The organism is Mycobacterium cajalii, from assembly GCF_045809005.2.
In the GTDB taxonomy this organism is placed as follows: Bacteria; Actinomycetota; Actinomycetes; order Mycobacteriales; family Mycobacteriaceae; genus Mycobacterium.
Map to the genome: position 1 here is coordinate 5,474,841 of NZ_CM141436.1, position 13,595 is coordinate 5,488,435.

The following is a 13,595-nucleotide window of genomic DNA, read 5'->3' on the forward strand; positions in this document are numbered from 1 at the left end:
CCCGGCCGCGAGATCGCGTCGGGACCCAGAACTCAGTACGATGTGGGCCTTGCTGTATTGCGCTTCGCCGGCGGATAGGTTCAGGGCCGCATCACGGAAGCGCGACCCACTCCGTGCGCCTCGCGGGCACGGGCCCGCAGTGCGGCGGTGACAGGTGCCACGGACGCTCGCTCGACGTCCGCATCGAGGATTCGGAGGCCGGCAGGACATGAGTGACGGCGGGGCAGACGCCACTCCTGACGGCCGGCGCGTCGCGCCCTGGGAGCGGTTCTCCGAGCCGGCACCGGACCACAACCTGCACCGGTGGCAGCCCGCCTCGCCCGCCCCGCCGCCCGTCGAACACGTCGAAGCCGACTCCGAGGACGAGCACGAGGACGAGGACGAGCACGAGCACGAGGACGAGGACGATCAGGGTGACGGCGGACGGAGCGGATCCCACACCCGGGGCGGGATCACCGTCGCCGACCTGATCGCCAAGTTCGGCGCCCCGCCCTCCGATCGGCGCAGGCGCCACCGCGCGGCCGACGACGCCAAAGAAACGGAGGCCCCGGACACCGCGGCTCCCGAGGTGTCCATCGACCAACAGGACACGCAGGTCATCGCCACCCCGGCCTATTGGCTCGAGCTCAGGTCGGAAGTCCCCGACCTGCGGGTCGCGAACTACCCCCACGGCGAGGACCCCGCAGTGGAGGCCCCGCCCGCCAAGACACCGCGCAGGCTGCTGCGCAGGCGCAGGCGCGAGCCGAAACCCAGGCCCGGGCGCCGGCGCCTGCTGTTCGCCGTCCGCTCGCTGGCGGCGCTGCTGGCCGTGTTGTCCCTCGCCATGACCGGCGGGGCCTGGCAGTGGGCGACGTCGAAGAACAGCCGCCTCAACACCGTCAGCGCGCTCGACCCGCATTCGCGCGACATCGTCGACCCCGGCGGCCAGTACGGCGACGAGGACTTCCTGATCGTCGGCATGGATTCGCGCCTGGGTGACAACGCCAACATGGGCGCCGGCGACGCCGACGACGCCGGCGGCGCGCGGTCGGACACCGTGATGCTGGTCAACATCCCGGCGAACCGCAAACGCGTGGTGGTGGTCTCCTTCCCGCGCGACCTGGCGATCACCCCGATCCAATGCGAAGTCTGGAACCCCGAGACCGGCAAGTACGGCCCCATCTACGACGACAAGACGGGCACATGGAGTCCGCGCGTCGTCTACACCGAGACGAAGCTGAACTCGACGTTCTCCTTCGGCGGGCCGAAATGCCTGGTGAAGGAGATCCAGAAGCTGTCGGGGTTGAGCATCAACCGCTTCATCGCCGTCGACTTCTCGGGCTTCGCGAAAATGGTCGAGGCCCTCGGCGGTGTCGAGGTGTGCACCAGCGCGCCGCTGCACGACTACGAACTGGGCACGGTGCTCAAACACGCGGGGCGCCAGATCATCGACGGCCCGACGGCGCTGAACTACGTGCGCGCCCGCCAGGTCACCACCGAGAACAACGGTGACTACGGCCGCATCAAGCGCCAACAGCGGTTCGTGTCCTCGCTGCTGCGCTCACTGATCTCCGAGGACACGTTGCTGGACCTCAACAAACTCAACAACGTCGTCAACCTCTTCATCGGCGACAGCTACGTCGACAACGTCAAGACCAAAGACCTCGTCCAGCTCGGGCAGTCGCTGCAGGGGATCGCGGCCGGGCACATCACCTTCGTCACGGTGCCGACCGGGGTGACGGACGAAAACGGTGACGAGCCGCCACGCACGGCCGACATGCGGGCGCTCTTCGACGCCATCATCGACGACGATCCCCTGCCCCTGGAGAACGACCACAACGCGCAGCGGCTGGGGGCCTCCTCGGCCTCGGGGTCGACGACCACCTCCACCCCCACGTCCGCCCCGGCCAAGACCCCAGCCCCGAGCCCCGAGGTGCGGCGCGAACAGGTGACGACCGCCTCGCCGCACGACGTGACGGTGCGGGTGTCCAACGCGACCGCCAAATCCGGGCTCGCCGCCGCCGCCACCACCCAACTCGAGCGCGACGGGTTCAACGTGATGACACCCGACGACTACCCCAGTGCACTGAAGGCCACGACGGTGTTCTTCTCTCCGGGCAACGAACACGCCGCCGCCACGGTGGCCGCGGCGTTCGCCAATTCCAAGGTGCACCGGGTGTCGGGCTACGGTCAGGTCGTCCAGGTGGTGCTCGGCCCGGACTTCAGCGCCGTCGCCGATCCGCCACCCGGCGGCTCACCGGTCAGCGTGCAGATCGAACGCAACTCGGGCGACACGCCGGCCAAGCTGCCCGAAGACCTGACGGTCACCAATGCGGCGGACACCACCTGCGAATAGCCTGATTTCGCGAGAGTCCGCAAAGCGATTTCGGCATCGAGAACGTAGGCTTGGCGGCATGCGGACCGCCTACCATGAGCAGCTTGCGGGCCTGTCCGAGCGGCTTGGCGAGATGTGCGGGCTGGCGGGCATTGCGATGGAACGCGCCACCCAGGCGCTGCTGCAGGCCGACCTCTTGCTGGCCGAACAGGTGATCTCCGACCACGAACAGATCGCGGCGATGAGCGCCCGCGCCGAGGAGAGCGCCTTCGTGCTGCTGGCGTTGCAGGCACCGGTGGCGGGTGATCTCAGGTCGATCGTGAGCGCCATCCAGATGGTCGCCGACATCGACCGGATGGGAGCGCTGGCCCTGCACGTCGCCAAGATCGCCCGCCGCCGGCATCCACAGCACGCGCTGCCGGAGGAGGTCAACGGGTACTTTGCCGAAATGGGAAGGCTCGCAGTCGATCTGGGCAACAGCGCGCAAGAGGTGGTGCTGTCCCGCGACCCGGAGAAAGCAGCCCGCATCCGCGAAGAAGACGACGCCATGGACGATCTGCACCGCCACCTGTTCTCGGTGCTGATGGACCGCAAATGGAAGTACGGCGTGGCCGCGGCCGTCGACGTGACCCTGCTGGGCCGGTTCTACGAGCGCTTCGCCGACCACGCGGTCGAGGTGGCGCGGCGCGTCATCTTCCAGGCGACCGGCAGCCTGCCCGAAGAGGAGAACAAAGGCTCCTCAGAGTAGGCCTCAGCCGAAGCGGCCGGAGATGTAGTCCTCGGTGGCCTTCTCGGTGGGGTTGGAGAAGATCTTCTCGGTGTCGTCGATCTCCACGAGTCGGCCGGGCTTGCCGGTGGCTTCCAAGTTGAAGAACGCCGTGAGGTCGCTGACCCGGGCGGCCTGCTGCATGTTGTGGGTGACGATGACGATCGTGTAGTCCTGCTTCAGCTCACTGATCAGGTCTTCCACGGCCATCGTCGAGATCGGGTCCAGCGCCGAGCACGGCTCGTCCATCAGCAGGACATCGGGTTGCACGGCGATGGCCCGCGCGATGCACAGGCGCTGCTGCTGACCGCCGGACAGCCCCCCACCGGGCTTGTCCAACCGGTCCTTGACCTCGTCCCACAGGTTCGCGCCGCGCAGCGAGTGTTCGGCCACCTCGTCGAGCACCTTGCGGTTGCGCACGCCTTGCAGCCGCAGCCCCGCCACCACGTTGTTGCGAATCGACATGGCGGGGAACGGGTTCGGGCGCTGGAACACCATTCCGATCGCGCGGCGCACACCGACCGGGTCGACACCCGGACCGTAGATGTCCTCGTCGTCGAGCAGCACCTCGCCCTCGACGCGGCCACCGGGAACCACCTCGTGCATCCGGTTCAGCGCGCGCAGCACGGTCGTCTTGCCGCACCCGGACGGGCCGATGAACGCCGTCACGCTGCGGGGCAGAACCGACAGCGTCACATCCGCGACGGCCTGAAACGACCCGTAGTAGATGTCGACACTCTTGAGGTCCAACCGCTTGGCCACCTAGTGCTCCTGCCTTGATTTTCCGGGGGCGAAGATTTTCGAGATCACCCTGGCACCGATGTTGATGACGGCGATCACCAGGATGAGGGTCAGGGCGGCACCCCACAACCGATCCGTGGGCACGGGGTTCACGCCCGCGCCGGCCGATACCTGGTTGTAGATCATGCCCGGCAGCGACCCGATGAACCCGTGGAAGATGTCGAAGCCTATCGACTGCGAATAGCCGACCAGGATAAGCAACGGGGCCGTCTCCCCCAACACCCTGGCCACCGCAAGCATGATGCCCGTGATGATGCCTGACAGCCCGGTCGGAATCACAATCCGGGCGATGGTCTTCCACTTCGGGATGCCCAGCGCGTAGCTTGCCTCGCGCAGATCCACCGGCACGATGCGCAGCATCTCCTCGGTGGACCGCACGATCACCGGCAGCATGAGCAGCACCAGGGCCAGCGACACCGCGAACTCGGAGCGGGCGAGGCCGAACGTCGCCACCCCCACGGTGTAGACGAACAACGCCGCCACGATCGAGGGCACCCCGGACAGGATGTCCACCATGAACGAGGCCACCCTGCCCAGCGGCGTGCCGCCCCCGTACTCGACCAGGTAGATCGCCACCAACATGCTGATCGGGATGGAGATCACCGCGCACACCAATCCCTGCAGCAGCGTGCCGACGATCGCGTGGTAGGCGCCGCCACCGGCCACGAACGCCGTCATACCCGCCTGCGAATGCGTCCACCACGCGGCCGACGCGATCGCCCTGTACCCCTTGGCGATCACCGAGAACAGCACGTAGACCAGCGGCGCCAGGGCGACGAGCATCGACGTGGTCACGAACGCGGTGGCGAGATTGTTCGCCACCCGACGACGCCGGCCGAGGCCGGGGAACGTCCGGGCCTTGAGCGGGCGGTCCAGGATCGAGGTCACCGGCCGCCCCTTCTGCGCCAGATCCCGGCGACCGCGCCGCGCGCCAGGGCGTCGACCAGGAAGGTGAGCACGAAGAGCACCAGCCCGGCGGCGATGTAGGCACCCGCCCGGTACGGGTCGTCCAGCTCGGACGCGGCGCCGGCGATCTTGGACGCGAAGGTGGAACCGCCGTCGAACAACGACCAGCCGAACGCGGACTGGGCTCCCCGCAGGATGACCAGCAGCGCCATCGTCTCGCCCAGGGCGCGGCCCAGACCCAGCATCGCGCCGCTGACGTAGCCGGACCGCCCGAACGGCAGCACGGTCGTCCTGACCACTTCCCAACGGGTGGCGCCCAACGCCAACGCGGCCTCGATCTGGTCGTAGGGCGTCTGGACGAACACCTCGCGGGTGACCGCGGTGGTGATGGGCAGGACCATCACCGCCAGCACGAGGCCGCCGGTGAACACGGTGCCGCCCCCGGTCACCGAGGTGTTCCCGCCGGCGAACAGGAAGCACGAACCCAGGGTGTGGTTCAGCCAGGTCGCGACGGGCCGCAGCCGCGGCGCCAGCACCTGCAGGCCCCACACGCCGTAAATGATCGAGGGAACCGCGGCCAGCAGGTCGACCGCGTATGCCAGCGGGCCGGCGACCGGGCGCGGCGCGTACTGCGTGATGAACAAGGCCACACCCAGGGCGACCGGCATGGCCAGGAGCAGCGCGAACAGCGACACGAAAACCGTCACCTGCAGCAGGTCGAGCATGCCGAAATGCATCGCCGAGGTGTCGGTGGTGACCCACGCGCCCGCGTAGGTGAAGAAGTTCTCCCGGTTGCGCTCCAGCGCCGGGAGGGCGCGCAGCAACAAGAACCCGCCGATCGCGACGATCAACGCGACCATCAGGGCGCCCGACGCCTGCGCGAGCCGGCGAAACACCCGGTCGCCGAGCCGCGGCTGGCCCCGGCCCCATGGGCTGATCGGCACCACCGGGGCCTCGGGGAACGGCGCGGCCACGACCGCGCCCGAACCCGCGTCGGCCGGATTCGGCACTGAAGACATTGTCACTGTGATCCCGTCACAGTTGCGTTGTCGCTCCTTGCGCCCAATTGATCACTGCATGGCGTTGATCGCCGTAACCAGTCGCTCCTTGACTTTATCGGGCAGCGGAACATAGCCGGCAGAAATCAGGCCGGCCTGCGCGTTGGTGGCGGCCACGGTGAGGAACGACTTGACCGCGCGGGAGGTGTTCGGGTCGTACCCCTTGGAACACACGATCTCGTAGGTGGCCAGGATCAACGGGTAGGTTCCCGGCTCCTGGGAGGCGTACATCAAGTCCAGATCCAGCACCAGATCGTTGCCGGTGGCCACGAACGTGGCCGTTTCGATGGCGTTGGCGGCCGTGTCCTCGGTCAGCGGGACCATACCGCTGCCGGTGTCGATCTCCGCGTAGGGCACTCCGGCTTGGTCGGCGAATCCCTTCTCGACGTAGCCGATGGCGCCCGGCGTGGCCCGCACCGCCTGGACCAGACCGGCGGACTTGGTGGCCCCTTCCCCGACGCCTCCCTGGAACTCGGTGCCGACGCCTCTGGTCCAGCTCTGCGGGGCCGCGGCCGTCAGGTATTGCTGCATGTTGTCCGTGGTGCCCGACGAGTCCGCGCGATAGATCGGCCTGATCTTGACGTCGGGCAGGGTCACGCCCGGATTCAGCGCCGCCAGTGTCTGGTCGTTCCAGAACGTGATCCTGCCGCTGAAGATCTCGCCCAGCGCGTCACCGTTGACGACCAGCCTCTGCACGCCGGGGAGGTTGTAGACCAGGGCGATCGGCCCGAACACCAGCGGCAGATCCCACGCGGGGTTCCCGCCGCAACGCCTGGTGGCCGGGCCGATCTGGTCCGCGAGCAGCGGCGAGTCGGCGCCCCCGAAGTCGACGTGCCCGGCGATGAACTGCGCCCGGCCGGCGCCGGAGCCGGTCGCGTTGTGGGACACGCTCTTGCCCGGGCAGTGCTCGCCCCAGACCTGGCTGAAAACCCCGATCGCGTTCTGCTGGGCGGTCGGCCCTTCGGCCGTGAGCCCGCGCTTGCTGCCGCAGCCCGCCGTGCCCGTCGGTCCGGAGAGCGCCACCGCCGCGGTGCCGTGGTTGATGTCGGCGCCGCAGCCGGTCACCACCGCGACACCCAGCACCGCCGCCAGCGCGATCGCCTTGCCCTGCCCGTGGAGCCTCACCGATCTCGCTTTCTGAGCCGTCGCGGGCGTATCCGGGCGGTGCTGGACAAACGCCTGGACATGCTCGAGCGCAGGTTGCTGAGCCAAAGCGAAACTATGCGCCCGCGCGGGCCGAAAGAACCGGCCATGCGGTGAATCTGCAATGAACAATCGGGCACCACGCCACTGCTGCCTGCGATTCCGCTCAGCCGGCGGGGGGCGGGGCCGCGTAGGCGGTGTCGACGCTGTACCGGGTGAAACCCAGGCGTTCGTAGGTGCGCACCGCGGCCACGTTGTCCGACTCCACGTAGAGCATCACGGTCGGGTCGGCCGCACCTGCCAGCCGGCGTGCCAGCGACTCGATGCCGATGGCCGTCAGCAGCTGCCCGATGCCGCGGCGCTGCGCCGCCGGGTCGACGCCCAGAACGTAGACCTCACCCAGGCCGGGCTGGTCTGGATGCACTTTGGTCCAGTGGAATCCCACCAGACGCCCGGCCTGATCGCTGGTCGAGTCGCCGAACGCCAGGAACAGCCCCGCCGGGTCGAACCACGGTTCGGCGCGCCGCTCGGAGAGGTCGGCGTCGGTCCATCCCCCCTGTTCGGGATGCTCGGCGAACGCGGCGTTGTTGACCCGCAGCAGTTCGGCGTCGTCGCCCGGGCCCGCGTAGGTGCGGATACGCATCCCGCCGGCGGGTTCCACCGGGGGGGTGTCGCGCAGCGAGCGCCGCATCTGGACGAGCTCCCGCACGGCGACCAGGTTCAGCGCGGACGCGGTCGCCCGGGCCGCTTCCAGGGTGCCGTGGGCCCAGAACCGGTTGCCTGCGCCGGTCTTTGCCATCGCCGCCCGACTCATCGCCGCCCCGATGCCGCCCCGGCGGGCCTGCGGGTGCACCACGAGTTCGGCCATCCCGGCCTCGCCGTCGCGGGGCGGACTGAGGTTGAGGTAGCCGACGATCGCATTGTCCGACGAGTCGGAGACCAGGAGGTGCTCGGTGCGGTCGTGGCCGAGTTCGCGCAGCACCTGTTCGCCGACGGGAGCGACACCATCGAATTCTGTTGCCGCCGCCACCAATTGGCGCACCTGTCGCTGTTCGTCGGTGGTCAGCCCGGAGCGCCAGTCCGAGGGGGTCACTGAGTGCGCGCGGGGTCGGCGAGTGCGCCCGGCAGGTCCTCGGCCTCGGGCTCGGCATCCCCGGAGCCGTCGGGGTCGGCGAGGGGCGCCCGGCCGCGTGCGGGCCTGACGGCCTTGTAGCCGACGTTGCGGACCGTGCCGATCAGCGCCTCGTGTTCGGGACCGAGTTTGGCCCGCAGCCGGCGCACGTGCACGTCGACGGTGCGGGTGCCGCCGAAGAAGTCGTAGCCCCACACCTCGTGCAGCAGCTGTGCGCGGGTGAACACCCGGCCGGCGTGCTGGGCCAGATATTTGAGCAGCTCGAATTCTTTGTAGGTGAGGTCGAGCGGGCGGCCCCGCAGCCGCGCGGTGTAGGTGCCTTCGTCGATCACCAGCTCGCCGAGGCTCACCTTGCCCGCGCTCTCCTGCTCGGCCAGGCCGCCGCGCCGCCCGACCACCAGCCGGAGCCTGGCGTCGATCTCGGCCGGCCCCGTGCTGGGCAGCAGGATGTCGTCGAGCCCCCAGTCCGCGCTGACCGCCACCAGACCGCCCTCGGTGACCACGGCCAGGACCGGGGCCGACCGGCCGGCCGTGTTCAGGAGGCGGCAAAGACCACGCGCCGACGAGAGGTCGGCGCGCGCGTCGACCAGCACGGCGTCCGCCGTTCCGACCTCCAGCAGGGAGGACGGCTCCGGCGGGACCGTCCGCACGGTGTGGGGAAGCAGCGACAACGACGGCAGGACGGGGTCGGGATGCAGCTCCGAGGTAAGCAGTAGTAGCTCCAACAAGCCCCTCCAGCTCGTGGGAAAGGCATCTCCCCATGCGGGACGCAACGTCGCGTTAGTTGCCAGGTCATCTAACGATAACGTGCCACCTGGTCTTTGGCTTAGCGATCGAGCGCCCCGGCATGCAGTGTGACCAACCGCTCGCGGCAGCCGGGAGGGGACCGCAGGACCTACCTCGCGGCAAACGCGGCGCCGGCTCGGCCACAATATGCGGGTGCGCAAGGTTCTGATCGGTGCGACGGCCGCGGTGATCGCCGTGGCCGTGGTGGCCGTCGGCGCCGTCGGCGTCGACTACGGAACGAGCATCTACGCCGAGTACCGGCTGTCGACGACCGTGCGCAAAGTGGCCAAGCTGGGCTCGGACCCGTTCGTGGCCATCCTGGCCTTCCCGTTCATCCCCCAGGCGATGCGCCGGCATTACAACGAGTTGGAGATCAAGGCCAACGCGGTCGACCACGCTTTGACCGGCAAGGCCACCCTCGAGGCGACCATGCACTCGATCGATCTGACCTACGCGTCGTGGCTGATCAGGCCCGATGCGAAGCTCCCGGTGGGCGAGCTGGAGAGCCGCATCATCCTCGACTCCATGCACCTGGGCCGCTACCTGGGCATCAGCGACCTGATGGTCGACGCGCCGCTCAGGGAAACCAATGATGCGACCGGCGGGACCACCGAATCCGGTATCTCCGGCAGCCACGGCCTGGTGTTCACCGGCACGCCGAAATCGGCCGGCTTCGATCACCGGGTCAGCGTGTCGGTCGATCTGTCGATCGCCCCCGACGACCAGGCGACCCTGGTGTTCACGCCGACCGGGGTGCTCACCGGACCGGACACGGCGAATCAACCGGTCCCGGATGACGAGCGCGGGGCGGTGCTGCACGCGTTCAGCACCACCCTGCCCGGCCAGCGGCTGCCGTTCGGTGTGGCGCCGCAAACCGTCGGGGCGCGCGGTTCGGACGTCATCATCGAGGGCATCAGCTATGGAGTGACCATCACCCTGGAAGAATTCAGGCAATCGTGACCCGGCGCTTGTGACCACCGTTCTCGCCGCCATCGCGGTCGCGGCCGTCGTGGCAACGCTGGCGGGCTGGTTGCTGAGCCGGCGCGCGCGACGGATCAGGCAGGTTCGCCCGGGCTCCACGCGGCACGAGGCCGTCGACCTCGCCGATTTGGGCCTGTCCACCGGTGGGCCGGCCGTCGTCCACTTCAGCGCCCCGTGGTGCGGACCGTGCGACCGGGTCCGCAGGGTGGTCGGCCAGGTTTGCGACGACCTGGGCGGCGTCGCCCACGTCGAGATCGACCTGGACGCCGACCCGGCCGCCGCCCGCCGCTTCGCGGTGCTGTCGCTGCCCACCACGTTGATCTTCGACGCCGAAGGACGGCAGCGATACCGGACCTCGGCCGTGCCCACGGCCTCCGATCTGCGTTGCGCGCTGGAACCGCTGTTGGCCTGACAGCCGCGCGCCTGACGACGTCGCCGGGCCGACTGTGAACTCACGGCTTTCGGTGTGTACACGGGGCGCGCCTCCTCGGCGTGTCCCCGCCCGGGGTTCACCCCCGATGCGGGAAGGGGCGGCGGGAGGGGCCGCGGCCCGCGCCGTCGGCGAATAGACTCGTCTGCGTGGTGCTGTTCTTCGAGATCGTGCTGGTGCTGGTGGTCGTGGTCATCTCCTGGTTCGCGCTGTACACGCTGTACCGGCTGATCACTGACGAGTCGTGACCTCCTCTGACGACGACGCTGACGGCGCGGGCGGTGCGGCCTTCGGCGACCGCGCCATGGCGGCCGCTGCCGAACGCGCCAAGGTGACCTCGGCGCGCAACATCCCGGCGTTCGACGATCTGCCGCTGCCGGCCGACACCGCGAACCTGCGGGAAGGCGCAAACCTCAACGACGCACTCTTGGCGTTGCTGCCGCTGGTCGGCGTGTGGCGCGGGGAGGGCGAAGGCCGCGCGCACGACGGGGACTACCGGTTCGGCCAGCAGATCGTGGTCTCGCACGACGGCGGCGACTACCTGAATTGGGAGGCCCGCTCCTGGCGGCTCAGCGAGGCGGGCGGCTACCAGGAACGCGGGTTGCGCGAGTCCGGGTTCTGGCGTTTCGTCAACGACCCCGACGATCCCAGCGAGTCGCAGGCCATCGAGTTGCTGCTGGCTCATTCCGCCGGTTATGTCGAGCTGTTCTACGGGCGGCCGCGCAACCAGTCGTCGTGGGAATTGGTGACCGATGCCCTGGCACGCAGTCGGTCCGGGGTGCTCGTCGGTGGCGCCAAGCGGCTCTACGGCATCGTCGAGGGCGGCGACCTGGCCTACGTCGAGGAACGGGTGGACGCCGACGGCGGGCTGGTGCCGCATCTGTCGGCGCGCCTGTCGCGGTTTGCCGGATAGCGCCGCGCCGTCGGGATCTCACCGAGCCCGGACATGGAGCGGCCCCCAAGCAAAGCTCCTGGTTGGACAAGACCGGATGCTCGGGGGCCGGGTGACTGCGGGGAATTCGCCAGCGCGCATTGGCCACTGGCTCTTCTCTGCCGAGCCAGTGCTGCTAGCGCGCAGCCACCTCACATGTCCATGAAGCTATCAATTTCGCGGACCACCTCCTTTCCTGTGTAAGCCGACCGTACCTGCAAATCGGCAAGCCGACAACACAATTCACTTCTCAGCGATCGCTGGTGACGGCCGCGTCGATCAGGGCGGCGAATTCTGCGACCATCGCAGGCCGCGGCAGCGGGCGGCCGTCGAGGGTATGCACCCGGGCGGCCAGAGTCATGCTCGACACGAGCCAAACCCCGTGCGCAGCATGGAGATCGGCTATGCGTAACGCGCGGTAGTCGCAGTCGTACCCCTTGGACCGGGCCACCTCGAACAGCGCTTGTTGGGTGGTGCCCCGCAGGATCGGATACCAGGGCGGCGGTGTCAGCAGGCAAGGGCTTTCCGCATCGGAGTTCGTGACGATGACCACAGTCGAACGCGGGCCCTCCAGGACGTAGCCGTCGGAGCTGACGAACACGACGTCACCGGCGCCTCGGCCGGCCGCGTGACGCAGTGCGGCCATGTTGATCGCGTACGACAGCGTCTTGGCGCCGGCCAGCAGCCAGGGCATCGCATCGACACCGAGGGCGGGCAATCCGCGATCGAGCGTGATCGCCGCCAGGCCTTCGCGCCGCACGGCCGCGACGCGTTCCGGGACGCCGTTGACCATCACGTAGGCGGTGGGCGCCGAGCCGCTCTCGCGGCCCCGGCTGTAGATCAAGCGCAACGCGCCCTCGCCGTCGGTGTCCGCCACCCACCGGCGGGTGGCCACGTCGATCGCGCTCCGCCAGCTCGCGAGGTCCGGCGGCGGCAGGTCCAGCATCCTGGCCGACTGGGTCAGCCGCTGTAGGTGCGACTCGATCAGACAGGCTCTGCCGGCGCGGACCAACAGCGTCTCGAAGACGCCGTCACCGCGGACCGCCGCGAGATCGTCGGCGTACAGCAGCGGAGTCCCGGGCGCATGGACGTTGCCGTCCAGCGTGACGATCACACCCGCCTGGCCCGTCATGGAGAAGCAGCCTAGTGGCGAGCGCAGCGGATCGACACCGGGATCAGTGCATGCCGGGGCCCATCATGCCGGGCCCCATCGTGCCGGGGCCCATCATCCCGCGCATCGCCGCCGGCATGCCGTCGCGCACAAAGCCGGTGACCTCCTGCGCGTGCGCGCGGATGGCGTCGGTGAGCGCCGGGTCATCCGAGGTTTCCTCGACCGTCACGCCGGTCGGGGTGATCGTCAGCCGGCGGCGATAGCCGTTCGCATGCCTGAACAGGGTCGGCAGGCTGTCGCTCATGCACATGACCTCGACGCCCCGGTCGAGTTGGGTGTACATGCTCGACACGTGCGCCTGAAGTTGTGCGGCCAGATTCGGGGACGCCGACTGCGTGGTGGTTCGCACCCCGCCGGGTATGTCCTCGACGGTACGAGTTATCTCGTTGTGCCGGTGGAACATCTGGGCGTAGCGCCTCATGTCCGCTGGACCGGCCATGCACCCGTCCTGGTCGGCGAGCCGGATTCGGGGCGCAGGCCACCCGGTCGCATCCCGCAACGCAAAGCCGGCGACGGCCGCGCCGCCGGCTCCCAGCGCGGCAAGCACCGCGCGCCGTCTCACCGCCGCCATCCGGGACTCCGCAGCGGCTGAAAGGTGGTCATCGGCGTCGCCCTCGTGGTTATGGGCGAGGGGTGGGAGTAGGGGTCGCGGGCGACGTCGTCGGGCCGCTCGGCCCACCGGGCCCCATCATGCCGCCGGGCCCCATCATGCCACCGGGCCCCATCATGCCACCGGGCCCCATCATGCCGCCCGGCCCCATCGGACCGCCGGGGCCCATCATCCTGCCGGGCGCCCCCGGCCCCATCCGGACCCAGCCGTCGCGGTGCGACCCATCGTGACCACCGGAGCTCCAGCCCAGGAAGAAGCCCGAAAAGAAGACCACCGCGACGACGAACAGGCTCCCGGCGACGATGCCCACCCACATCGAGGCCTGGCCGAGGCGGCTCGGTCCGGATGGGGCGTCGTAACGCGGAGACTCCGCGGCGGGCGCGGTGCCGGGCACGCTCGCTTGGGGTGATCCAGCCATGTCGATCCCGCCCTCCGGATGACGCATGTTGGCGCGGCAGTCGACTCCGACCACCGGCGCCTCGGACACGCCCTCCAAGTTACCCCGCCCGGGTGGGGTGGGCTAGGGTCGTCGTGCAGTGTTCGGCCGGTCGGCGGGTTGCTTGCCG

Annotated in this window: 14 protein-coding genes; 5 read left to right on the plus strand and 9 right to left on the minus strand. The window is 69.3% G+C overall.

Annotated features, from left to right (window positions below):
• The first annotated feature begins 208 nt into the window (after positions 1-208).
• Both ACJ512_RS26100 and phoU read left to right on the plus strand, forming a co-directional pair.
• A complete protein-coding gene (locus ACJ512_RS26100) occupies positions 209-2,335 on the plus strand; it encodes an LCP family protein (RefSeq protein WP_407686928.1) in 2,127 nt (708 codons plus the stop codon).
• Positions 2,336-2,393: 58 nt separating this feature from the next.
• Positions 2,394-3,062, plus strand: coding sequence for a phosphate signaling complex protein PhoU (gene phoU, locus ACJ512_RS26105; RefSeq protein WP_407686929.1), 669 nt, complete (start codon positions 2,394-2,396; stop codon positions 3,060-3,062).
• Positions 3,063-3,065: 3 nt separating this feature from the next.
• Here the strand turns inward: phoU and pstB are convergent, their stop codons facing one another.
• The 6 genes from pstB to ACJ512_RS26135 form a co-directional block, all read right to left on the minus strand.
• Positions 3,066-3,842 (minus strand): phosphate ABC transporter ATP-binding protein PstB, encoded by a 777-nt coding sequence (gene pstB, locus ACJ512_RS26110; RefSeq protein WP_407686930.1) that lies wholly within the window; start codon positions 3,840-3,842, stop codon positions 3,066-3,068.
• On the minus strand, positions 3,843-4,769 hold the full coding sequence (pstA, locus tag ACJ512_RS26115; RefSeq protein ID WP_407686931.1) for a phosphate ABC transporter permease PstA: 927 nt from the start codon (positions 4,767-4,769) through the stop codon (positions 3,843-3,845).
• Positions 4,766-5,812: a phosphate ABC transporter permease subunit PstC gene (gene pstC, locus ACJ512_RS26120; RefSeq protein WP_407686932.1), complete on the minus strand. Its 1,047-nt coding sequence runs from the start codon at positions 5,810-5,812 to the stop codon at positions 4,766-4,768. Before pstC ends, pstA begins: the two co-directional genes overlap by 4 nt.
• A gap of 45 nt (positions 5,813-5,857) precedes the next feature.
• Positions 5,858-6,970: a phosphate ABC transporter substrate-binding protein PstS gene (gene pstS, locus ACJ512_RS26125; protein WP_407686933.1), complete on the minus strand. Its 1,113-nt coding sequence runs from the start codon at positions 6,968-6,970 to the stop codon at positions 5,858-5,860.
• A 184-nt stretch (positions 6,971-7,154) separates the two neighbouring features.
• Positions 7,155-8,081 (minus strand): mycothiol synthase, encoded by a 927-nt coding sequence (gene mshD, locus ACJ512_RS26130; protein WP_407686934.1) that lies wholly within the window; start codon positions 8,079-8,081, stop codon positions 7,155-7,157.
• Entirely contained in the window at positions 8,078-8,848 is a 771-nt protein-coding gene (locus ACJ512_RS26135) for a winged helix-turn-helix transcriptional regulator (protein ID WP_407686935.1), read from the minus strand. The genes mshD and ACJ512_RS26135 overlap by 4 nt, the downstream gene beginning before the upstream one ends.
• A 205-nt stretch (positions 8,849-9,053) precedes the next feature.
• Here ACJ512_RS26135 and lmeA point away from each other — a divergent pair, with 205 nt between their 5' ends.
• The 3 genes from lmeA (at position 9,054) to ACJ512_RS26150 (ending at position 11,230) form a co-directional block, all read left to right on the plus strand.
• A complete protein-coding gene (gene lmeA / locus ACJ512_RS26140) occupies positions 9,054-9,866 on the plus strand; it encodes a mannan chain length control protein LmeA (RefSeq protein ID WP_407686936.1) in 813 nt (270 codons plus the stop codon).
• 10 nt (positions 9,867-9,876) lie between these two features.
• Positions 9,877-10,299, plus strand: a complete 423-nt coding sequence (locus tag ACJ512_RS26145; RefSeq protein WP_407686937.1) for a TlpA family protein disulfide reductase — start codon at positions 9,877-9,879, stop codon at positions 10,297-10,299.
• Positions 10,300-10,621: 322 nt separating this feature from the next.
• Positions 10,622-11,230 carry a heme-binding beta-barrel domain-containing protein gene (locus tag ACJ512_RS26150; protein ID WP_407686964.1) on the plus strand — a complete coding sequence of 203 codons (609 nt, stop codon included), beginning with the start codon at positions 10,622-10,624 and terminating at the stop codon, positions 11,228-11,230.
• Positions 11,231-11,498: 268 nt separating this feature from the next.
• On the opposite strand, the gene ACJ512_RS26155 is transcribed toward ACJ512_RS26150, so the two are convergent.
• The 3 genes from ACJ512_RS26155 to ACJ512_RS26165 form a co-directional block, all read right to left on the minus strand.
• Positions 11,499-12,362 (minus strand): aminodeoxychorismate lyase, encoded by an 864-nt coding sequence (locus ACJ512_RS26155; protein WP_407686965.1) that lies wholly within the window; start codon positions 12,360-12,362, stop codon positions 11,499-11,501.
• Positions 12,363-12,423: 61 nt separating this feature from the next.
• Positions 12,424-12,990, minus strand: a complete 567-nt coding sequence (locus ACJ512_RS26160; RefSeq protein ID WP_407686938.1) for a hypothetical protein — start codon at positions 12,988-12,990, stop codon at positions 12,424-12,426.
• Between the two features lie 49 nt (positions 12,991-13,039).
• Complete coding sequence (locus ACJ512_RS26165) at positions 13,040-13,516, minus strand: hypothetical protein (protein WP_407686939.1); 477 nt, start codon at positions 13,514-13,516, stop codon at positions 13,040-13,042.
• Positions 13,517-13,595: the final 79 nt, after the last annotated feature.

Coding starts and splice junctions, on each gene's coding strand:
- ACJ512_RS26100 (WP_407686928.1), top strand. CDS start 209: ATGAGTGACGGCGGGGCAGACGCCACTCCTGACGGCCGGCGCGTCGCG.
- ACJ512_RS26160 (WP_407686938.1), bottom strand. CDS start 12,990: ATGGCGGCGGTGAGACGGCGCGCGGTGCTTGCCGCGCTGGGAGCCGGC.
- lmeA (WP_407686936.1), top strand. CDS start 9,054: ATGCGGGTGCGCAAGGTTCTGATCGGTGCGACGGCCGCGGTGATCGCC.
- phoU (WP_407686929.1), top strand. CDS start 2,394: ATGCGGACCGCCTACCATGAGCAGCTTGCGGGCCTGTCCGAGCGGCTT.
- ACJ512_RS26150 (WP_407686964.1), top strand. CDS start 10,622: ATGGCGGCCGCTGCCGAACGCGCCAAGGTGACCTCGGCGCGCAACATC.